Genomic DNA, 20,476 nt, shown 5'->3' with positions numbered 1-20,476 from the left:
CGGATCAGACATTCATCAGCAGATGCTCACGCTCCCACGGAGAGATGACCTGCAGGAACTCTTCATACTCGGCGCGTTTGACGATGCCATAGACGCGGGCAAACTCGGGGCCGAGCACCTCGTGCAGGGCGGTCGCCTCATCAAACAGGTCCAGCGCGTTGCCCATGACCTGAGGGATATCGCCTTCGCCTTCGTAAGCGTCGCCATAAAACTGACGGCGTGGGCGTTCCTGTTGGACCAAGCCCAGATAGCCACAGGCCAGTGACAGCGCGATGCCCAGATAGGGGTTGCAGTCCATCCCGGCGATGCGGTTTTCGACCCGGCGCGCCTCGGGCCCCGACAGCGGTACGCGGATGCCGGTGGTGCGGTTGTCGCGCGCCCATTCCAGATTGATCGGCGCGGCGTGATCTTTCACATAGCGGCGATACGAGTTCACATAGGGCGCCATCACAGCCAGACCTGATGGCAGGTGGTTCTGCAACCCGGCGATGAAGTGATAGAATGCGTCCGTTTCACCCCCTTGCGGGCCCGAGAAAATGTTCTGCCCGGTCTCCATGTCGATGATCGAATGATGGATATGCATGGCCGAACCCGGCTCATCCACGATCGGTTTCGCCATGAAAGTAGCAAAACAGTTGTGGCGCAACGCCGCCTCGCGGATCAGGCGTTTGAAATAGAACACCTCATCGGCCAGCTTCACGGGATTGCCGTGGCGCAGGTTGATCTCCAGCTGGCCCGCTCCGCCTTCTTGGGTGATGCCGTCAATCTCGAACCCTTGGTGTTCGGCGAAATCATAGATGTCGTCGATCACTGGTCCGAACTCGTCCACGGCTGTCATCGAGTACGCCTGCCGCGCCGCCGCCGGACGGCCCGAGCGGCCCATCATCGGCTTGATTTCCTGCGCTGGGTCCACATTGGGGGCGACCAGAAAGAACTCCATCTCGGGCGCGACGACGGGTTTCCAGCCTTTGTCGTGATACAGTTGCACCACGCGTTTCAGCACATTGCGCGGGCTGAACGGGATCGGGTTGTCGTCACGGTCATAAGCGTCATGGATCACTTGCAACGTCCAGTCGCCCGTCCACGGTGCAGCGGATGCGGTCGTGAAATCAGGCTTCAGGATCATGTCCCGTTCGATAAACCCATCCTCACCCGCGGCCTCACCCCAATCACCGGTGATGGTCTGGTAAAAGATGCTGTCTGGCAGGTGGAAGTAGGATTGCTTGGCGAATTTCGAGGCGGGCACTGCCTTGCCGCGCGCGATGCCGGGCAGGTCCGAGATGATGCATTCGACCTCATCCAGTCGGTGGCCGTCGAAATAGCTGCGGGCTGCCTGTGGCAGTTGGTCTGTCCAGTCGGCCATCAGGCCCTCTCTTTCTTCAAAAACTCCGCCATGAATTGCCCGATCTTGGGGTTGTCGTCATTGGCAGGCAGGCGGTTTGTGGCCGCTTGCATCAATTCGTCAGGCACAAGGCCCTTGCCGCGTGTCTCAATCAGGCCCTGGATAAAACGGTCACCATATTCGGGGTGGGCCTGTACGGTCCAGATCGTGTCGCCATAAGCCACCATGGCGTTGCGACAGAAATCGTTGGTACCGGTGACGCGCGCGCCGTCGGGTAGGGCGACGACCTGATCCTGATGCCACGCATTCAGGGTAACTGTCTGGCCATCAAGGTCATAGTCGGTGCGCCCAACGGCCCAGCCTCCGGTGAACTTTTCAACCTTTCCGCCCAGCGCCTGTGCGATGATCTGGTGGCCAAAGCAGACGCCAATCAGCGGCTGGCCTTTGTCGCGGATCGCGCGGATCAGATTTTCCAGCGGGGGTATCCACGCGTGATCCTCATACGCTCCATGGCGCGAGCCGGTGATGACCCAGCCCTCAGCCGCATCCGTGCTGGCGGGAAACTCTCCATCAACGACGTTGTAGGTTTCGAACGTGAACCCGTTCCCCCCAAGCAAGGCACGGAACATGCCGTCATAGGTGCCGAACTCACCGTACAGTTCGTCCGGGGGGTGGCCGGTTACAAGGATGCCGATTTTCATGAGTCACCAAATTTGATCAAATTCATTCTAACGAACCCAAAGGGGCCGGGCAAGGGGGGTCAGACGGCCTCGACGTAGCTTAGCCAGTGCTCTTCGGGGGGACGCTCGGCGAAGCGTCGGACTTCCTGCCGTTTGGTCATCGCCAGAAAGCGGATCAAATCAGCAGGGAAGATGCGCGCCACTTTGGGGTCGGATTCGAAGGTAGTGATCGCGGCCTCCCAATCGCCCGCCAGTTGGGGCAGGCCACCGATTTCATAGGCGTTGCCGGTGATCGGGGCGGGCGGCTGAGCTGCGTCCTCGATCCCGTTCATCGCGGCACCCAGAACGGCGGCCAGCATCAGGTAGGGGTTGATGTCGCCACCGGCCACGCGATGTTCAATCCGGCGGGCGGCAGGGGCACCGCCGGGAATGCGCAGGGCAGCGGTGCGGTTCTCGTAAGCCCAACTTGCACCGGTGGGCGCGTGGGCACCGGGCACGAGCCGGGTGTAGGAATTGCCGTGCGGCGCAAAGATCAGCGTGCTACCGGGCATCGCCGCCAGACACCCTGCAACTGCGTGGCGCAGCGTGTCCGTCCCCTCGGGGCCGCCATTGTCAAAGACGTTCCGACCGGCCTGATCCACGACCGAGAAATGCACATGCATCCCGTTGCCCGCATCATCAGCATAGGGTTTGGACATGAACGTTGCGGTAAACCCGTGCTTGCGGGCAAGTCCGCGCGTCAATACCTTGAAAAGCAATGTATCGTCGGCGCAACGCATCGCATCCTGATGGTTCAGGTTAATTTCGAACTGGCCGATGCCGCTTTCGGAAATGGCGGTCTGGGCGGGGATGCCCATCGCGGCGCAGCCATCGTAAAGCTCGGTGAAAAAGGCATCGAACGCGTCCATCTCGGCCATGGACAGAACAGCCTCATCCACCAGCCTGCGCCCGGTAATGGGGTTCATCGGCGGTTGTGGCTGCGCGCCCGAGGAATCGAGCAGAGTGAATTCCAGCTCGGTCGCCGCGATTACCGACCAGCCGCGCTGGGAATAACGGTCCAGTACAGCGCTCAGCGCGTGGCGGGGGTCTCCGGCGAAGGGGGTGCCGTGGTCGTCGTACAGACACATCGGCACCAGTGCGGTGTCCACCTCAAGCCAAGGCAAAGGGACCGCACCGCGATCGTTGGGTAGCAGCACACCATCGGCATCACCGGATTCAAACACCAGCGGACTGCCGTCAATATCTGCGCCCCACAGATCCACATTCAGTGCCGAGAACGGCATCCGCACGGAGCCTTTGTCCAGCTTGTCGGAATACGAGGGCGGCACGCGTTTGCCCCGCAACTGACCGTTCAGGTCACAGGCTGCAACGCGAAAACTGTGCAAGGCGCTCAGGTCCATCGGGGGCTCCATCATTGTGGTTCTCCCGAGGTTTAGTCGACACGGCGCGCCTTGTCACGAAATTTGATCAAATTAAGCCCGCGCCGGGTTCAGGCGGCGCGGGGCAGGGGGTCAGGCGAAGCTGACACCGTTTTCAGCCATCGGATGCTCGGCCACCAGAACGCCTGACATCGCGTGGATCGCATTTGCCAGCGCCGGTGCGGACGGGGGCGTTCCGGGTTCGCCCACGCCAGTCGGCGCCTCGGCGGACGGCACGATATGCACGTCGATGGCGGCGATATCACTGATGCGCAGCGGCTCGTAATCCGGGAAGTTGGACTGATCGACCGCCCCGCTTGTCAGCGTGATCTGGTCGCGCATCACATGGCCGATGCCATAGCCTATGCCGCCTTCCATCTGCGCTTTGACCACGTCGGGGTTCACCGCGATGCCGCAATCCACGGCACAGGTGACCTTTTCGATCTTGATGCCGTTTTCCGGATCGCCCGAGATTTCAACGACTTCAGCCGCATAAGACCCAAAGGATTTATGCACCGCTATCCCCTGAGAGCGCCCCGCGGGTACGTTGCCCCAACCCGCCTTTTCGACCGCCAGTTTCAGAACGGCGGCCTTACGTTGTTGATCGGGGTTTGTGCTGTCGGAGAGGTGGGCCAGACGGAATTCAACCGGGTCACGACCTGCGGCTTCGGCCACTAGGTCCATCATGGTTTCCATCGCATAGGCTGTATGGGTATGACCCACCGAGCGCCACCACAAAACCGTTGTCGCCTTGGGTGTGTCGGTCAGGCCAACGGCCATTCCAGGGATGGCATATGGGCTGTCAGCCACACCTTCGACAGAGCTGTGATCGACGCCGTCATGCACCAGAACGGCCTCGAACGCGGTGCCTTTTATCACCGATTGCCCGGCGATCTGATGTTGCCAGCCAACGATATTACCGTCCGTATCCAGACCCACACGGACTTTATGGCCAAAGGCGGGGCGATAGTAACCGCTGCGAATGTCATCCTCCCGCGTCCAGACCAGTTTCACTGGGCGCGAGCGATCGGTGACCACAAAGGCCAGCGCGGCTTCGACCTGATAGTCCGCATCGGGCGTGGCGCGACGGCCAAAGGAACCACCAGCCAGCATGGTCTTGATGTGGATCTTCTCGGGTGGCAGCTGGAATATCTGCTGATAGGCCATATGAGGGCCCGTCGGCATCTGTGCGCCGTCATGCAGGACGATGTCACCCTCAGCAGTTTGTTCGATGGTGCAGTTCAACGGCTCCATCGGTGCGTGGGCCAGCAGTGGGAAGTAGAAGGTCTTTTCGACCACCTTATCCGCGCCGTCGATGGCTGCCGAAACCGCTCCAACATCCGCCTTGTTCACGTTGTAGGTGGGTTCAGCATCCAGCGCGGCCATGATCTCGGACCTGATTTGATCCGAGTCGCGGGTCTCGGCCCCCGACATGTCCCAGTCGACCTCAAGCGCGTCGCGCGCCTGGATCGCGGCCCAAGTGTTTTCGGCATAGACCGCAACACCCGCCTGATTGGGCAGAACAGCGGCGCTGATATAGCCTTTGACCTCTTTCGATGCGCTGTCGTCGAAGCCAAGCGCGACACCGCCCTTGGATTCCGGGCGCTTGATCATCGCGACCATCTGGTTCGGCAGATGCACATCCATCGCATACATCGCCTGACCGTTGCCTTTGATGGCCGAGTCCTTGCGACGCACGGCTGCGTTGCCGATCAGGCGGAATTCTGACGGGTCTTTCAGGCGTGGCTCGGCCGGCGCTTCTAGCTGAGCAGCGGCTGCCACGAACTCCGCAATCGGAGCGGACTTGTCACCGGCCTTGACAATGCCTTCTTCGATGGTAATGCCCGACGCATCCACGCCCCAGCTTTGGGCGGCGGCGTTGATCAGCATCTCGCGTGCGGCAGCGCCTGCCTGACGATATTGCAGCCAGGAATTCGCCATCGCGGTAGATCCGCCCGTGCCCTGGAAGGGACCGAACAGAAGGTTGTTATAGACATTCGGGTCCGACGGCGCGAATTCATATTCGATCTGATCCATGGTCAGGCCGATTTCCTCGGCGATCAGCGTCGGCAGGCCGGTGGCCGGGCCCTGACCCTTTTCAAAATGCTTTACGATGGCGGTCACGGTGCCATCCGCGTCAATTTTCACGAAGGGATTTAACTGCGCGGACTCGGACGAAGCCGCCGCCAATACGCCATCGGGGCGGGCACCGACCAGCAGCACGGCACCGGCAGCAGCGGCACCTTTCAGAAATGCACGGCGAGAGGTGTTGATGGTCATAGATCAGGCCTCCAGAATCTCGGATGCGCGCTGGACGCCGGCGCGGATGCGTTGATAGGTGGCACAGCGACAGGCGTTGCCATACATGTACTCGTCGATTTCCTCGGCCGAGGGTTTGGGGTTTTCGGACAAAAGCCCGACAGCCGACATCACCTGACCCGACTGGCAATAGCCGCACTGGACCACGTCCAGCTCGACCCAGGCCTGCTGGACTGCGGCGCCGATTTTGTCGTCGCCCACGGCCTCAATCGTCGTGACCTCAGCATCTTCGACGTCTTCGATGTAGGTCTGGCACGAGCGCACGGGCTCGCCATTCAGATGCACGGTGCACGCACCGCAGGACGCGACGCCGCAGCCGAATTTGGTTCCGGTCAGCTTCAATTCATCCCGGATCACCCACAGAAGGGGCGTGCCGGGTTCGGCGTCGACCGTGTGGGTCTGGCCGTTCAGTTTCAAGGTCAGTGACATGAGGGGAGATACTCCATGTTGGGCTGGCTACCTGAATCGGTAAACTTGCGGGTTTACCATAGGTGACGTTCCAATCTCTGTAAACCCATGCGTTTACCTAGTGTTTGACCTTGCTGTGTCAATGGGCTTATAGCTTGCAGATATGAACGACATAAGCGCGCCGAATGCGGCCAAACACGCTCAGATCATCGAAGCTGCCGTCGCCGAGTTCCAGGAAAAGGGGTTCGCGGCGGCCAGTATGGACCGTGTGTCTGCTCGCGCCGAAGTGTCCAAGCGCACATTGTACAAGTATTTCGAAAGCAAGGAAAATTTGTTCCGGTCCATCGTGGTGGAGCTGTCGAACCGGTTCGCCGGTGTGCTGGATATCCGCTATGAAAAGGGCCGCGATATCCGCGAGCAACTGACTGAACTGGCTTGGGCCGAAGGGCGTATTCTGATGCTGCCCGAGGTGATGGCAATGTCGCGTATGGTGATCAGCGAAGTTTTGCGCAGCCCCGAACTTGCGGCGGCAGCGCAGGGCAAACTGGACAAGACCTCGGTGTTCATTCGGATGTTGCGGGACGCGGCAGAGGACGGCCAGTTGCAAATCGACGACCCCGACGCCGCAGGTCAGGAGTTCATCGGATTGATCAAGGCGCGGGCGTTCTGGCCGATGGTGTTCACCGGCAGTGTCCTGAGCGAGGCCGAAATGACCGACACGATCAACAGCAGCGTTGAGATGATCCTGAGCCGCTATGGCCAGTGATCCACAGCGCGGTTGCGGCGTGGCAATCCTGCGCGGGTGTTTCTACCTCTGCTTGCAGGTTTGCCGATGACGCGTGATGACGCATCTTTAACACTTGCGTGAGATTTTCGCGCAAAATCAAAGTAAGCTTTGCTTCTTTTCCGTTCTGAACGGAATACTGTGTCAAACGTTACTTTTTCGGAGCGTTCATGCGACTTAGCGTCGGCATCGCTGTCTCAATCCTGGTTGCCTTCTCGATCGGCGTCTCGACGTTTGTGGTCCATTCCTTGTGGTGGACGACGGCGCGCGATAACAGCCGCATGCTGGCTGCAGAAATCAACACGCAGATCGCCAATACCGTGCGTACTGAGGTGGGCGCGACGCTGGGCTCGGCCGAGGCCGCCTGGGCGGCGGTGCGTACGATCTTTGTGCAAAACGTTATTGAGACCCGTCAGGCCGATAAGCGCGAATTCGTGTTTCTGTCGCAATTGCAGGCACAGCCCAACATCTCGTGGATTTTCTTTGGCTGGCCGGACGGCAATTTCTTTGCCTCGCATCGTCTGGGTGATGGTGGGCTTGAGATGGTCGAAATTGACGACCAAATCCACGACCGCATGTTGCGCAAGGACCAGTATATTTTCATCCCCGGCGACATTCAGTTTGAGGCGCGCACCTTTTCGGAGACCACTTATGACCCCCGTGACCACGCGTGGTTTGGGAATTTCATGGGGCTGAACTCTCAGGGGTGGATCGAAGCACGTGATTTGCCGGGCAGCAACAAAACCGTTTACGCGTTTGCTGGACCTGTCGATGTGAACCGCAGACGCGAAGGTGTCTTGGCCGTCGCGATCGAAACGGACCGGCTTTCGCGCTTTCTGGCCACTTTGAACCCCGGTGAATTCGGGGCGGCCTTTATTCTGGATGCGGATGGCAAGGTCATTGCGGTTCCTGATCAAGAAGCGGATGAGGTGACGCCTGCGCGGATGGGCGAAGGCGAACTTTACGAAGTTGCCATGATCTCGGGCGAACAGCTTTTAGGCGGCTCCAAGGCCAAAGCGGCGGGCAGCCAGAACCAGAGGGTGGTGATCGACGGGGTTCCCTACGCGGTCGCACTGACCCCGCTGGGGTTTTATGGCTGGCGGGTGGCCACGGTGATCCCGGAATCTGCGTTCTTGTCAGGCATCGACAAGACGCTGATCAACCTGCTGTATATTCTTATCGTCGTGGTGACTTTGGCCATCGGGTCGACGATCTGGCTGGCACGCAGCATTGTGGCCAAACCGCTGGCGCGCATCGCCGAAGACCTAAACAAAATCGAACGGTTTGACGTCGAAGAGATCTCGCGCAGGCCCTCAAAGCTGTCCGAACTGGCCAATCTGTCTGCTGCAACTGCGAGCATGGCGGCCGGTTTGTCGGCTTTTCGCAAATATGTCCCGACCGATCTGGTGCGCATGCTGGTTGCCGAGGGCATCAAATCGCAACCGGGTGGGGACATCAAACGGATCTCAGTCCTGTTTTGCGATGTGACCGGCTTCACTGGGCTGTCCGAAAAGCTGGGTCCGCGCATCGTACAATTGATGGAGCCGTTTTTCAGCGCGGCATCTACCGCGATTACTCGCCATGACGGCACCATCGACAAGTTCATGGGGGATGCGGTAATGGCGTTCTGGGGCGCTCCGCGTACCGATGCCGATCACGCCGAAAATGCTTGCCGCGCCGCGTTGGACCTGATCGCCGCTGTCGATGAGGCCGGTATCGTGGACGACGCTGGGCACCCCCTGCGTGTGCGCATCGGTTTGAACAGCGGTGAAGCTCTGGTGGGCAATATCGGCTCAGAGCAGCGGCTCAACTATACGGCCATCGGTGATGTGGTGAATGTGGCCAGCCGATTGGAAGGGGCGAACCGGTCTTTTGGCACTTTGATCCTGATCGGCCCCGAAACGCGGCACGAGGCGGGCGATGCGATTGTCGTGCGAGAACTGGACACACTGACCCTCTTTGGGCGGGATCAGGAGCTGGTGGTCTATGAACTGATCGGCATGCGCGATGGGCGCGACGCCTCTGACGACTGGATTGTGGCCTACGAACAGGGGCTGGCACATTACCGCTCCAAACGGTTCGAGCAGGCGATTGCAGCGTTTGAGGCGGCAGATCAACTGCGTGGCGGCGACCCCGCGTCGGTTGTCATGAAAACCCGAGCGCATGAGTTGCTGAGCGCCCCTTTGCCCAAGGGGTGGCGCGCTGTGACCCATACGGAAAAGTACTGACGCGCTTTTCGCCTGTTGACCGGCCTTGATCGAATGCGGCCGCGTTTCGTCGCCTGCTGCTGTTCGTTTCGAGCGTATGTGATAAAGGGTGCCGCACTCGAATCGGCAATTCGGCACCAAATGTTTTGTAAAGGTGCCTTTCTTGAGCGTGTAAGGCGAACCTGGTGACGAACGAAATACGAAATGCAGCGCGCCTGAGCGTGGCCCCCATGATGGATTGGACAGACCGCCATTGCCGGTATCTGCACCGTCTGCTGAGCGCCGAGACCCTGCTTTACACCGAGATGGTCACGGCCCCCGCTTTGGTACGCGGCGGGGCGCTGCATCTGTTGGACTATAGCCCACAGGAACATCCCGTAGCGCTTCAACTGGGTGGGTCGGACCCCGCCGAACTGGCGAAAGCCGCGCGTCTGGGGGGCGAGGTCGGGTACGATGAGATCAATCTGAACTGCGGCTGCCCGTCGGACCGCGTGCAATCGGGCACATTCGGCGCGGTGCTGATGAAAGACCCGGCCCGCGTGGCCGAATGCGTGGCCGCTATGCGCGAGGCGGTCGATGTCGAGGTCACGGTCAAATGCCGGATCGGCGTTGATGATCAAGACCCGGAGCAGGTTCTGCCCGCCTTTCTTCAGGCCATCCGAGCGGCAGGGTGCGAACGCGTCACCATTCATGCGCGCAAGGCGTGGCTGCAGGGGCTCAGCCCCAAGGAAAACCGCGATATCCCGCCGCTCGATTATGATTTGGTGCACCGGATGAAGACGCAGTTCAGCGATATGCATGTGTCGATCAATGGCGGCATCATCTCGCTGAAACAGGCGCAAGAGCATCTGGATCAAGGGCTGGATGGTGTCATGATCGGCCGAGCTGCCTATCACCAGCCCGCCGATATTCTGGCAGAGGCGGACCCGCTGATCTACGGGACCGGGCGGGCCGCCGATCCGGTCGATGCGGTTCAAAAAATTGTGCCTTATGTCGAGCAACACCTTGCCGCGGGGGGGCGTTTGCATCAGATCACCCGCCACATGCTGGGCCTGTTCGCGGGACGTCCCGGCGCGCGTGCCTGGCGACGGGCCTTGTCCGAAGGGGCCGTGCAGGACGGGGCAGGGCCTGAGGTCATGTTGCAGGCGCTCGACCGCGTTGCGCCTTTGACTGACGCGTGAGAATTCAAAACGCGGCCTTTGGGTCGGGATGGGGGAAAGATGCCAGAGACGATGTTGCTGGTTCAGATGCTGGCACTTTTGCTTGTGATCGGAGCGTTCGCGGGCGTGTTGGCCGGATTGCTGGGCGTTGGCGGTGGGATCGTTCTGGTTCCGGCCTTTTTCTATGCGTTTCAAACGCTTGGTTATGGCGGTCCGCAACTGATGCAGCTGTGTCTTGCAACTTCGCTGGCCACAATCATTGTCACGTCAATCCGCTCGGTTCTGGCCCATAACAAGAAAGGTGCGGTGGATTGGTCGATCCTGCAAGGCTGGGGGCCGGGCATCGCGCTGGGCGCAATCCTCGGCGTGATGGTGGCGTCGGCCCTGCGAACCGAGGCATTGCAGGCGCTGTTCGGCGTACTTGGGATGGTGATAGGGGCCTATTTGGGGTTGGGCAAGTCGGAATGGCGGCTAGGTGACGCGATGCCCAAGGGCGTGCGGCGTGCGGTCCTGTCTCCGGGCGTTGGGTTCCTGTCGGTCCTGATGGGCATCGGAGGGGGCAGTTTCGGCGTGCCGCTTATGAGCCTGTTCAACACGCCAATTCACCGTGCCGTCGCGACGGCTGCCGGGTTTGGTGTAATCATCGCCGTGCCGTCGGTCATCGGCTTTCTGTTTCTGGGCATCGCGCCCGAACACCGCCCGCCGCTGACCATCGGCGCGGTCAATCTGGTTGCTTTCGCTATCGTGGTCGCAATGACCATGATTACGGCGCCTTGGGGCGTAAAACTGGCCCATGCGATGGACCCGAAACCACTCAAAAGGGTCTTTGCGGTCTTTCTGACATTGGTCGCGCTGAACATGCTGCGCAAGGCGGTGGGGCTTTGATGGATTTCCACGAGAGGGGCTGGGTGAAGTTTCCGTATGATCCGGTTTTGGCTGACTGGGTGCGGCACGCTTTACCACAGGCGCGCGCCTCGGTGGCGGATCCGGCCCATGCCCAATGGGTGGATTGCGAGGGCACTTGGTTCATCGGCGTCGATGCGCTGGACAATGATGCGCAGGGACGGGTCGGGCAGTCGGATATCCTGTCCGGGCAGGCCATGAGATTTATTGTCGAACAGTACGGAACGCTGCCGCTGCACAAAGGTCAGGTCTCGATAATCTATCCCGGCTATCCCAAACCGCGCCGGGGCGAGAATGAGGCCGCAGCGCGGTATCGACGCAATCGGGATGCGGCGCATGTGGATGGTCTGCGCCCGACGGGACCGGACCGCCGCCGCCGCGTGGATGAGCCGCACGCGTGGATATTGGGAATACCGCTGACCGATGCCAGTGCTGATGCCTCACCCATGGTTCTGTGGGAGGGCAGCCACAAAATCCTGCGCACCGCTTTTGCAGAAGCGCTGAAGGATCACCCTCGCGACAGGCTGCACGAGGTGGATATCACCGACATCTACCAAACCGCCCGACGCGAGGTGTTCAACACCTGCCCGCGTATCGAACTGCCTGCCAAACCTGGCGAGGCGTATTTGCTGCATCGCCACTGCCTGCACGGGGTCGCGCCGTGGCCGGATGGTGCAAATGCCGGGCCGGACGGTCGGATGATTGCCTATTTCCGCCCCGAATGCGCAGGGGGTGTGGCCGAGTGGATCGAATCTCCGTAACCTGCCGCCATTGTTTTGGTTTGGAGGTTTAGGGGTATGATTACGGTTCACACAAGTTCGGACGGAGCTCAGATCGAAGTCGAGCTGTCCGGCGAAGTCACCAGCACCGATTACAGCGAAACGCTTGTTCCAGCGATCGAAGCGGCGCTGGCAGAGCATGAGACCGTGCGCATGATGGCCGTCGTTCAGCCCGAGTTCAAGGGCTATGACCTGGGGGCGGCATGGTCGGATACCAAGCTGGGTCTCAGCCATTGGCGCGGCTTTGATCGGATCGCCGTGGTGGCTGATCAGGGGTGGGTGCAGACCAGCACTCGTCTGGCCGCGCCGATCATGCCCTGTCCAATGCAGGTTTTCGAACTGGCCGATATCGAAGAGGCGCGGCGGTGGCTGCGCGAATCCCTGGGCTCGATCCATGTGACCGATTTGGGCGGACCCTGTGTTCAGATCAGCCTGTTGGGCAAGCTGGACCCCGACGAATACCAAAAGGCCGGGGCGCATCTGGACGATCTGCTGCGCGACAAAACCGGGTTTCGTCTGCTGATCGACCTCAGCGCTTTTGACGGCTGGCGGGGCCTTACGGCTTTAGCTGCGCATTTCCGACTTGCAAGAGGCCATATCGGACGGCTGGATCGCGCGGCTATCGTGGGCGACAAGGCGTGGCAACATCTGGCGCAACGCGTCGCAAGCCATGTGCTGGGTGCGCGTACCCAGTTTTTCCCGGCAGAAGAGATAGATAACGCAAAGACCTGGCTTGCCGCTGGCTAGTGTCAGGATCGGCGGATTGACGCCAAGTCAGCCCATTTGGCGACATGTTGTTCTTGATTGACCAGTCAGAAAAAATCTAGTGTCCCAATGTTTGCCCCGTCGACCACGCGGGGCAACAAAAATGCCGAAACGCGCCGTTGTGGGTTGCCACTCACTCACAAAATGTCTTCGAACTTGACCCCCTCGGAGTTCAGACCAACCTGCAACGGCGCAGGCGCGGCACAGGGGTCGGGAACCGGGGAGGTAGGGTCAAGATTTGTTCAGACGCGCCGACCGTCCGCCCCGCCGTTTTGCAAGCTGCGGCTTGCGGTCGGGCAGGGACTCCATGATCTCGGCACGTTCGGAACTGTCCATCTTGGACCAGCGCGAGATCTCGTCGATGGTGCGATAGCAGCCGGTGCAGATCCGCTCTGTCGGGTGCACGACGCAAATCTGGACACAAGGGCTTTCGACCTCATTCCGTTTCCAGACCATGTTTGTCATAGGCGTCATCCGTCCTTACAGAAAGCGCAGCCTGTCCAGCGCTCCTTGCAAGATATAACCGGCGGCGACGTGATCAATAACCTGTCCGCGACGTTTTCGTGTCGTATCCGCCTCAAGCAGTGCTTTTTCTGCCGCAACAGTGCTGAGGCGTTCGTCCCAGAACCCGATGGGGACATCGGTCAGACGCATCATATTGCGGGCAAAAGCGCGGGTAGACTGGCACCGGGGGCCTTCGGATCCGTCCATGTTTTTCGGCAGGCCCAGAATAACTCCGCCAATTTCACGTTCTGCAATCAGCTCTAGCAGGCGTGCGGAATCGAGCGTGAATTTCTTGCGTCGAACAGTCTCCAGAGGGCTGGCCACGCCGCGCATCCGGTCCGAGACCGCGACCCCGATGGTTTTTTCCCCCAGATCCAGTCCCATCAGCGCCGTCATAGGCGCTAGGGCTGATGCGAAATCTTCAAACGCGTCGTGGATCATTGCGCAATTCCGGCCTGAAACGCGGCTGCGTCAAGCAGCTCCAGCGCCTCGGTATCGCCTGCAAAGATGTCCACGGCTTCTTTCATGATATCAATCGCGCGCTGGCCTTCACCCAGAACCCCCAAAGCGGCAATAAGCTGCGCCCAATCCTCGACCGGACCGCCTTCGGTGGCCAGACGATCTGACAGCTGGTTGACCATGCCTTGGATCATTTCTTGCCGTTCCTCTGGCGTCAAAGCCGCGGCGGCGTCGATGTCTTCACGGCTAGGGCCGGACGGTGCCGGGATATTTGGCGGGTTAAACACGCCTGCCCGGAAAGCCAGATCGTCAAGCTGGGCGTAGATGGCCTCGACCCAAGGCGCGCCGGGTGGGGCGACGCGCAGGGCGTCGATCCAGATGCGATAGCCGATGTCAGGACGTCCGACCTGAACCATCATTTGCCCCAGATAGTAGTTTGCAGGGCCATGACGCGGATCACGCTGCAATGCCTGCTTCAACGCCTCTTCCGCCTCGAGCGAGACATAGCCATTTGCCGACAGGATCATCATCTCGGCCAGATGCGAATAGGCATCCGCCGGAGCGGCGTCACCGGAAAGTTCGATCACCCGCTGCTGCGCGGCGTAGGCAGCCCGGAAATTCCCTGCGTTTGCCTCATGTTGCGCCAGCAGGATATGGCCTTGCAGGTCGTCGGGGCGTGCCGAGACTGTCTCACGCAATTGCTCCAGTAGGGCAGCGTAGCTTTCGTCCAGTTGCGGCTGCGGAGCGGCGGGTAGGTCGGCCTCGACCTGAGCCTGGCTGGGGCGGTCGGCCCGTAAGGCTTCGGCCATCTCCTTGCGCAGCTCCAGTGGCTGATCCGGTAGTCCGGCCGCGCCCATCTGACGATACATCCAGAATCCGCCGCCTACTAAAACGGCAGCAACGACCGAGATTGCCACGACATTGGCCCAGAGCGGCGGTCCATCCTGATCCGTTTGCGCCTGCATCTGCGCGTCAGCGGCCAGAATGCGGCGCGAGATTTCGGTTCGCACACGTTCTGCGTCCGCTTCGCTGACGACGCCCCGCGCCAGATCGCGATCAACACCTGCCAGTTGCTCGCGATACACACGCAGGTCGTAGGCTGCGGCGGGTTCACGGTTTTTACGCCCCCTGAACATCGCGTAGCCAAGGAACGCGGCAATCAGCAGCGCGGTGAGGATCAAGAGGGCCCAGAAAGTCATGACAGCTCCAGTATAGCTGCCCTGACTTAGACCCGCAGGCGCGTAGAAAAAAGGGACAAATGGCCGCGAGACGATTACAACACGCAATATTGGGCGCTATGTCGCAATAGTGCGATATTACGGCGTTGAACGGCAGGGGTATAATGTCGTTACGCGGCATACCTTCGCACAATCACCGAACCGGATGGATTCGCTTATGAAACACTATTCAGCCTTTGCTGTGGCGCGTGAAGCGCTGCGCTATCACACCGGGTGGGAACGCGCTTGGCGTTCGCCCGAGCCTAAGAAGAAATACGACGTGATCATCGTCGGTGCCGGTGGTCATGGTTTGGCTACGGCGTATTACTTAGGTAAGAATTACGGCATTCAGAATGTCGCCGTGATCGAAAAAGGCTGGCTGGGTGGCGGCAATACGGGCCGGAACACGACTATCATCCGGTCGAACTATTTGCAGGATCCGTCGGCGGCGTTGTACGAAAAGGCACGCAGCCTCTACGAGGATCTGAGCCAGGATCTGAACTACAATATCATGTTCAGCCCGCGCGGCGTAATCATGTTGGCGCAGACACAGCATGAGATCCGCGGTTATCAACGCACGGCCCATGCCAACGCGTTGCAAGGCGTGAAGACCGAGTGGATCACGCCCGAGCGCGTCAAAGAGCTGGTGCCGATCATCAATCTGGACGGGCCGCGTTATCCGGTTTTGGGCGGTCTTTGGCAGGAACGCGGTGGTACCGCGCGTCACGATGCGGTGGCCTGGGGTTACGCCCGTGCCTGTTCGGCCATGGGAATGGACATCATCCAGCAATGCGAAGTCACCGGCGTGCGTCAGGAAAATGGCCGCGTTGTGGGCGTCGACACCACCAAAGGCGCGATCGACTGTGACAAGCTGGGCATTGTGGTCGCGGGCCATTCCGGTCAGTTGGCCGAGATGGCGGGCTTCCGTTTGCCGCTTGAGGCCGTGGCGCTGCAGGCGCTGGTGTCCGAGCCGATCAAACCCTGCATGGACGTGGTTGTGATGGCCAACACTGTGCACGGCTACATGTCGCAATCCGACAAGGGTGAGATGGTCATCGGTGGCGGCACTGACGCTTACAACAACTTCACCCAGCGCGGTTCGTTCCATCATATCGAGGAAACCGTGCGGGCGCTGGTCGAGACCTTCCCGATGATCTCGCGCCTCAAGATGTTGCGCCAGTGGGGCGGTATTGTGGACATGACCGGCGACCGCTCACCCATCCTGTCGAAAACGCCTCTGGGTGGATGCTTTATCAACGCTGGTTGGGGCACGGGCGGCTTCAAGGCCATTCCGGGCTCGGGCTGGGGTATGGCGCAGCTGATGGCCACGGGTCATTCGCCGCTGACCGAAGCCTTCACGATGGACCGTTTTAAAGAGGGCCGCTTCATCGACGAAAGCGTCGCCGCCGGGGTGGCGCACTGATGAGATTTTTCGTCGAAAAATCTTACGCGCCCGACACGCTGATTTCGCAGGACACTGCCGTGTACCTGCTGCCGAAAGGATGACCAGATGCTGATCCTGAATTGCCCATATTGCGGCGTCGATGCCGAAGAAACCGAACTGGCCGCTGGCGGCGAGGCGCATCTCAAGCGCTATGGCCCCGGCTCGTCGGATGATGAGTTCCACGACTACCTGTTCATGCGTGAAAACCCCAAAGGCGTTCACTTCGAACGCTGGCGCCACGCCAATGGTTGCGGAAAGTGGTTCCACGCGGCGCGTGCGACCGACACGCTCGAAGTCTTCGGTACCTATTCCGCTCAGACCACCGAGCCACCGCAAGAAATCCGCGAGGCGATCACCGCCAAGCGCCCCGGCTGGACCTGGAGAGAGTTCGAATGATCCGCCCAGCCACCCGTAATTCCGCCTGCGAAAGGTCCGCAACATGAGCACCCGTCTCGCAAATCAAGGCCGGCTGATCGACCGGTCGAAACAGGTTACATTCAGTTTCAACGGCACCTCAATGCAGGGCTATGAGGGCGACACGCTGGCCTCGGCCCTGCTGGCCAATGATCAAATGATGATGGGCCGATCGTTCAAATATCACCGTCCGCGCGGCGTTGTCGCCAGCGGCGCGGAAGAGCCGAACGCTCTGGTCGGTCTGGGGCAGGGCAACCGGTTCGAGCCGAACCAGCGCGCAACCACGACCGAGCTGTTCAATGGCTTGACGTCGATCTCGCAGAACCACTGGCCGAACCTCGAGTTTGACATCGGGTCGATCAACACCCACCTGTCGCGCTTCTTGCCGGCGGGCTTCTACTACAAGATGTTCATTCATCCCAAGCCGTTCTGGAAACACGTCTACGAGCCGTTCATCCGTCAGTCCGCGGGTCTTGGCAAAGCGCCTGACAAGGACAACCGCGATGCGGACACGTACGAGCACTTCTACCACTTCACCGATGTTCTGGTAATCGGCGGCGGTGTAGCGGGTCTTCAGGCTGCGAAAGTGGCAGCCGCGTCCGGTGCCAAAGTCATGCTGATCGAGCAGACTGCCCATTGGGGTGGCCGGGCTCCGGTTGACGGTGGTACGATCAATAATGAGCCTGTGGATAAGTTCGTGGAACAATTGGTTTCCGAACTCGAAGCAATGGACAACGTCACGATGCGCAATCGTTGCATGGGGGCCGGGGTTTATGACCACGGTTACGTGCTGGGATATGAGCGTTTGACCGACCACAAGCCGGGCACTCAGGGCCCACGTCACCGGCTGTGGCGCATCCGCGCCAAACAGGTTGTAACTGCCACCGGCGCGATCGAGCGTCCGCTGTCCTTTGCGGGCAACGATGTGCCGGGCGTGATGCTGGCCTCGGCCATGCGCGACTATGTGGTGAACTGGGGCGTGACCCCCGGCGACCGCGTAATCGTTGCGACCAACAATGATGACGCCTATCGCACTGCGATCATCCTGAAACAGGCCGGTGTCGAGGTTCTGCGTATCGTGGATGCGCGCACGACAGCCGGACCGCTGGCCGATGAGGCGCGCCAGCTTGGCATTCAGGTCGATCCGGGCAAAGCCATTGCCAAGGTCAAGGGCGGCAAACGCGTCAAAAAGGTCGAACTGTGCAATCAGGAAGGCATCGGCGGTGCACGCGAAGAGGTCGAGTGCGACGCGGTCGCCATGTCGGGCGGCTGGTCTCCGGTCGTGCATATGTGGTCGCATTGCGGCGGCAAACTGATCTGGGATGAGGCGCAGGCGCATTTCCGGCCTGACCCGTCGCGGCCTCCTCTGGGCGCTGATGGTGAAGGGTTCGTGCTGGCCGCGGGCTCGTCGAATGGTCCGCTGGCGCTGGGCGATGTTCTGACCGACGCGGATGCAGCGGGAAAAGCAGCGGCCAAGGCGGCTGGTTTCACAGCGAAACGCACCAAGGCTCCGGTCGGTGAGACCACGGCTGAGGCTCCGATGGCGGCGGTTTGGTTGATGCCCGCCAATGCCGAGATCGGTTTGCGGATGAAGTCTTGGCTGGATTTCCAGAACGACGTCAAAGTATCCGACGTACAATTGGCCGCGCGCGAGGGTTACGAAAGCGTTGAGCACACCAAGCGTTACACAACGCTGGGCATGGCAACTGATCAGGGTAAGTTGAGCAACATCAACGGCTTGGCGATCCTTGCTGATGCGCTGGATTCCGAAATCCCGAAGGTTGGTACCACAACCTTCCGCCCACCCTATACGCCCATCTCGCTGGCGTCGATCGGCGGCGAAGCGCGCGGTGAGGTGTTCCAGCCGATCCGCCAGACTCCGATGCATGATTGGCACGACAAGAACGGCGCTGATTGGGAGCCGGTCGGCCATTGGCGCCGGACCTATGCCTATGTCCGTCCCGGTGAATCTGTGCACGACGCTGTCAATCGCGAGGTGAAGAACACCCGCGAAAACCTCGGCCTGCTGGATGCGTCGACGTTGGGTAAGCTGATCGTCAAGGGCCCCGATGCGGGCAAGTTTCTGGACATGCTCTACACCAACATGATGTCCACTCTGAAGGTCGGCAAATGCCGCTATGGCCTGATGTGTTCGGAAAACGGCTTCCTGATCGACGACGGCGTTGTGGCCCGCATCGATGAGGACACATGGCTGTGCCACACCACCACCGGCGGTGCCGAGCGTATCCATGGTCACATGGAAGAGTGGCTGCAGACCGAATGGTGGGACTGGAAAGTCTACGTCGCCAACGTGACCGAGCAATACGCGCAGGTCGCCGTTGTCGGCCCCAACGCTCGTAAGGTGCTGGACAAGCTGAACGCACAGGCGGGCGGCGGCATGGATCTGTCGAAAGAGGCGCTGCCATTCATGGAATGGCGCGACGGCAAGATTGGTGAGTTCGACGCACGTGCCTATCGCATCTCGTTCTCGGGCGAGCTGTCCTACGAGATCGCGGTTCCCGCATCTCAGGGTCAGGCCTTCTGGGACGCTTTGATGGACGCAGGCAAAGAGTTCGGCGTGATGCCCTACGGCACCGAATGTCTGCACATCCTGCGGGCCGAAAAGGGCTTTATCATGATCGGAGACGAGACAGACGGCACCGTGATCCCGCAAGATCTGGGGCTACACTGGGCGCTGTCGAAAAAGAAAGAGGACTATCTGGGCAAGCGCGCTCATACACGCAGCCACATGGCCGATCCGGACCGCTGGAAACTGGTCGGGCTTGAGACTGTGGATGGTTCTGTCCTTCCCGATGGTGCCTATGCGGTGGGCGAAGGCGTCAATGCCAACGGTCAGCGCAACATGATCGGGCGCGTGACCTCGACCTATTACTCGGCCAATCTGGGCAAAGGCATCGCCATGGGCCTGATCAAGCACGGCCCTGACCGGATGGGCGAGATTGTCGAGTTCCCGGGCACCGACGGAAAAATCTACAAAGCGAAGATCGTGGACCCGATCTTCTTCGACAAGGACGGGGAGAAGCAGAATGTCTGAACCCATCAGCGCACTGAACCACGCCAGCTTTGAGGGCATCGCCAAAGTCGAAGAATGCGGCCTGCAAGGCATGATCACGCTGCGCGGCGATCTGTCCGATAAGGCGCTGGCGAAGGCCGTCAAAGACGCAACCGGGCAAAAAATGCCCGGTCAGCGCGAAGCTTTCGTGGAAGGTGAGTCCGGCGTGTGCTGGATGTCCTCGGACGAATTGCTAGTGCTGGTGCCCTATGCCGAAGTCGACGCCAAGCTGGCGGCCATGACCAAGACACTAAGCGGCACCCATTCGTTGGCTGTAAACGTGTCGGACGCGCGGGCTGTGTTCCGTGTCTCGGGCACCAGTGCCCGCGAGGTTCTGGGCAAGATCGCCCCGGTTGAGCTGTCGGCCGAGGCCTTCCAACCCGGTCAAATCCGCCGCTCGCGCCTTGCACAGATCGCCGGGGCGTTCTGGATGGACGACGCCGAGACCTTCCGCGTCGTCTGTTTCCGTTCGGCTGCGGATTACGCGTTCAACTTGCTTAAAGTGGCCGCACAACCGGGCAGCGAGGTCGGGATCTACTGAATCTGAACCTTTATCGTTTTGAAGTAGGGCCACCATGTCTTGTACTGGTGGCCTTTCTT

Annotated in this window: 18 protein-coding genes; 10 read left to right on the top strand and 8 right to left on the bottom strand. The window is 60.3% G+C overall.

Features of this window, described 5'->3' with window-relative positions:
• Window positions 1–4 precede the first annotated feature (4 nt).
• From ACR0C5_RS03005 to ACR0C5_RS02985, 5 genes are all read right to left on the bottom strand, one after another.
• Window positions 5–1,363, bottom strand: coding sequence for a glutamine synthetase family protein (locus tag ACR0C5_RS03005; protein ID WP_170770355.1), 1,359 nt, complete (start codon window positions 1,361–1,363; stop codon window positions 5–7).
• The gene (locus ACR0C5_RS03000; RefSeq protein WP_480857522.1) at window positions 1,363–2,043 is read right to left on the bottom strand and encodes a type 1 glutamine amidotransferase; all 681 of its coding nucleotides are present in this window, start codon (window positions 2,041–2,043) and stop codon (window positions 1,363–1,365) included. The genes ACR0C5_RS03005 and ACR0C5_RS03000 overlap by 1 nt, the downstream gene beginning before the upstream one ends.
• A gap of 59 nt (window positions 2,044–2,102) precedes the next feature.
• Window positions 2,103–3,422 carry a glutamine synthetase family protein gene (locus ACR0C5_RS02995; protein ID WP_480874738.1) on the bottom strand — a complete coding sequence of 440 codons (1,320 nt, stop codon included), beginning with the start codon at window positions 3,420–3,422 and terminating at the stop codon, window positions 2,103–2,105.
• A gap of 111 nt (window positions 3,423–3,533) precedes the next feature.
• Window positions 3,534–5,720, bottom strand: a complete 2,187-nt coding sequence (locus ACR0C5_RS02990) for a xanthine dehydrogenase family protein molybdopterin-binding subunit (protein WP_480874434.1) — start codon at window positions 5,718–5,720, stop codon at window positions 3,534–3,536.
• Window positions 5,721–5,723: 3 nt separating this feature from the next.
• Window positions 5,724–6,188 (bottom strand): (2Fe-2S)-binding protein, encoded by a 465-nt coding sequence (locus ACR0C5_RS02985; protein WP_170788879.1) that lies wholly within the window; start codon window positions 6,186–6,188, stop codon window positions 5,724–5,726.
• Between the two features lie 142 nt (window positions 6,189–6,330).
• Here ACR0C5_RS02985 and ACR0C5_RS02980 point away from each other — a divergent pair, with 142 nt between their 5' ends.
• The 6 genes from ACR0C5_RS02980 to ACR0C5_RS02955 all read left to right on the top strand — a co-directional run bounded on the left by ACR0C5_RS02980 (window position 6,331) and on the right by ACR0C5_RS02955 (window position 12,747).
• Window positions 6,331–6,933, top strand: a complete 603-nt coding sequence (locus tag ACR0C5_RS02980) for a TetR/AcrR family transcriptional regulator (protein WP_170788878.1) — start codon at window positions 6,331–6,333, stop codon at window positions 6,931–6,933.
• A 188-nt stretch (window positions 6,934–7,121) separates the two neighbouring features.
• Window positions 7,122–9,179 (top strand): adenylate/guanylate cyclase domain-containing protein, encoded by a 2,058-nt coding sequence (locus ACR0C5_RS02975; protein ID WP_170770367.1) that lies wholly within the window; start codon window positions 7,122–7,124, stop codon window positions 9,177–9,179.
• Between the two features lie 164 nt (window positions 9,180–9,343).
• Window positions 9,344–10,339: a tRNA dihydrouridine(20/20a) synthase DusA gene (gene dusA, locus ACR0C5_RS02970; protein ID WP_331252085.1), complete on the top strand. Its 996-nt coding sequence runs from the start codon at window positions 9,344–9,346 to the stop codon at window positions 10,337–10,339.
• Between the two features lie 39 nt (window positions 10,340–10,378).
• Window positions 10,379–11,203 (top strand): sulfite exporter TauE/SafE family protein, encoded by an 825-nt coding sequence (locus ACR0C5_RS02965; protein ID WP_170770369.1) that lies wholly within the window; start codon window positions 10,379–10,381, stop codon window positions 11,201–11,203.
• On the top strand, window positions 11,203–11,982 hold the full coding sequence (locus tag ACR0C5_RS02960; RefSeq protein WP_170770372.1) for a phytanoyl-CoA dioxygenase family protein: 780 nt from the start codon (window positions 11,203–11,205) through the stop codon (window positions 11,980–11,982). The genes ACR0C5_RS02965 and ACR0C5_RS02960 overlap by 1 nt, the downstream gene beginning before the upstream one ends.
• Window positions 11,983–12,018: 36 nt before the next feature.
• Complete coding sequence (locus tag ACR0C5_RS02955; RefSeq protein WP_480874429.1) at window positions 12,019–12,747, top strand: SpoIIAA family protein; 729 nt, start codon at window positions 12,019–12,021, stop codon at window positions 12,745–12,747.
• A 249-nt stretch (window positions 12,748–12,996) separates the two neighbouring features.
• On the opposite strand, the gene ACR0C5_RS02950 is transcribed toward ACR0C5_RS02955, so the two are convergent.
• The 3 genes from ACR0C5_RS02950 to ccmI are packed head-to-tail and all read right to left on the bottom strand — an operon-like array spanning window position 12,997 to window position 14,927.
• Window positions 12,997–13,230: a DUF1289 domain-containing protein gene (locus ACR0C5_RS02950; protein ID WP_170770376.1), complete on the bottom strand. Its 234-nt coding sequence runs from the start codon at window positions 13,228–13,230 to the stop codon at window positions 12,997–12,999.
• 15 nt (window positions 13,231–13,245) lie between these two features.
• Complete coding sequence (ruvX, locus tag ACR0C5_RS02945; protein WP_170788873.1) at window positions 13,246–13,710, bottom strand: Holliday junction resolvase RuvX; 465 nt, start codon at window positions 13,708–13,710, stop codon at window positions 13,246–13,248.
• Complete coding sequence (ccmI, locus tag ACR0C5_RS02940; protein ID WP_480874424.1) at window positions 13,707–14,927, bottom strand: c-type cytochrome biogenesis protein CcmI; 1,221 nt, start codon at window positions 14,925–14,927, stop codon at window positions 13,707–13,709. The genes ruvX and ccmI overlap by 4 nt, the downstream gene beginning before the upstream one ends.
• A 196-nt stretch (window positions 14,928–15,123) precedes the next feature.
• Here ccmI and ACR0C5_RS02935 point away from each other — a divergent pair, with 196 nt between their 5' ends.
• The 4 genes from ACR0C5_RS02935 (at window position 15,124) to ACR0C5_RS02920 (ending at window position 20,417) form a co-directional block, all read left to right on the top strand.
• A complete protein-coding gene (locus ACR0C5_RS02935; RefSeq protein WP_170770382.1) occupies window positions 15,124–16,368 on the top strand; it encodes a sarcosine oxidase subunit beta family protein in 1,245 nt (414 codons plus the stop codon).
• Between the two features lie 87 nt (window positions 16,369–16,455).
• Window positions 16,456–16,785 carry a sarcosine oxidase subunit delta gene (locus ACR0C5_RS02930; RefSeq protein ID WP_170770384.1) on the top strand — a complete coding sequence of 110 codons (330 nt, stop codon included), beginning with the start codon at window positions 16,456–16,458 and terminating at the stop codon, window positions 16,783–16,785.
• Window positions 16,786–16,828: 43 nt separating this feature from the next.
• Window positions 16,829–19,858 (top strand): sarcosine oxidase subunit alpha family protein, encoded by a 3,030-nt coding sequence (locus ACR0C5_RS02925; protein ID WP_480874420.1) that lies wholly within the window; start codon window positions 16,829–16,831, stop codon window positions 19,856–19,858.
• Window positions 19,851–20,417: a sarcosine oxidase subunit gamma gene (locus tag ACR0C5_RS02920; protein ID WP_480548459.1), complete on the top strand. Its 567-nt coding sequence runs from the start codon at window positions 19,851–19,853 to the stop codon at window positions 20,415–20,417. Before ACR0C5_RS02925 ends, ACR0C5_RS02920 begins: the two co-directional genes overlap by 8 nt.
• Window positions 20,418–20,476 lie beyond the last annotated feature (59 nt).

The sequence above is a fragment of the Ruegeria sp. N8 genome (genome assembly GCF_056531325.1).
Note: the sequence above shows the minus strand (reverse complement) of the source record. Positions and strands in the feature narration are given on the sequence as shown.

Bases quoted from the DNA above. Each gene is read 5' to 3' on its own strand.
- ACR0C5_RS02920 (WP_480548459.1), top strand. From the start codon at position 19,851: ATGTCTGAACCCATCAGCGCACTGAACCACGCCAGCTTTGAGGGCATC.
- ACR0C5_RS02925 (WP_480874420.1), top strand. From the start codon at position 16,829: ATGAGCACCCGTCTCGCAAATCAAGGCCGGCTGATCGACCGGTCGAAA.
- ACR0C5_RS02975 (WP_170770367.1), top strand. From the start codon at position 7,122: ATGCGACTTAGCGTCGGCATCGCTGTCTCAATCCTGGTTGCCTTCTCG.
- ACR0C5_RS02955 (WP_480874429.1), top strand. From the start codon at position 12,019: ATGATTACGGTTCACACAAGTTCGGACGGAGCTCAGATCGAAGTCGAG.
- ACR0C5_RS02960 (WP_170770372.1), top strand. From the start codon at position 11,203: ATGGATTTCCACGAGAGGGGCTGGGTGAAGTTTCCGTATGATCCGGTT.
- ACR0C5_RS02985 (WP_170788879.1), bottom strand. From the start codon at position 6,188: ATGTCACTGACCTTGAAACTGAACGGCCAGACCCACACGGTCGACGCC.
- ACR0C5_RS02995 (WP_480874738.1), bottom strand. From the start codon at position 3,422: ATGGACCTGAGCGCCTTGCACAGTTTTCGCGTTGCAGCCTGTGACCTG.
- ACR0C5_RS02980 (WP_170788878.1), top strand. From the start codon at position 6,331: ATGAACGACATAAGCGCGCCGAATGCGGCCAAACACGCTCAGATCATC.
- ACR0C5_RS02930 (WP_170770384.1), top strand. From the start codon at position 16,456: ATGCTGATCCTGAATTGCCCATATTGCGGCGTCGATGCCGAAGAAACC.
- ACR0C5_RS02965 (WP_170770369.1), top strand. From the start codon at position 10,379: ATGCCAGAGACGATGTTGCTGGTTCAGATGCTGGCACTTTTGCTTGTG.
- ACR0C5_RS02990 (WP_480874434.1), bottom strand. From the start codon at position 5,720: ATGACCATCAACACCTCTCGCCGTGCATTTCTGAAAGGTGCCGCTGCT.
- ACR0C5_RS02935 (WP_170770382.1), top strand. From the start codon at position 15,124: ATGAAACACTATTCAGCCTTTGCTGTGGCGCGTGAAGCGCTGCGCTAT.
- ccmI (WP_480874424.1), bottom strand. From the start codon at position 14,927: ATGACTTTCTGGGCCCTCTTGATCCTCACCGCGCTGCTGATTGCCGCG.
- ACR0C5_RS02950 (WP_170770376.1), bottom strand. From the start codon at position 13,230: ATGACAAACATGGTCTGGAAACGGAATGAGGTCGAAAGCCCTTGTGTC.
- ruvX (WP_170788873.1), bottom strand. From the start codon at position 13,710: ATGATCCACGACGCGTTTGAAGATTTCGCATCAGCCCTAGCGCCTATG.
- ACR0C5_RS03005 (WP_170770355.1), bottom strand. From the start codon at position 1,363: ATGGCCGACTGGACAGACCAACTGCCACAGGCAGCCCGCAGCTATTTC.
- ACR0C5_RS03000 (WP_480857522.1), bottom strand. From the start codon at position 2,043: ATGAAAATCGGCATCCTTGTAACCGGCCACCCCCCGGACGAACTGTAC.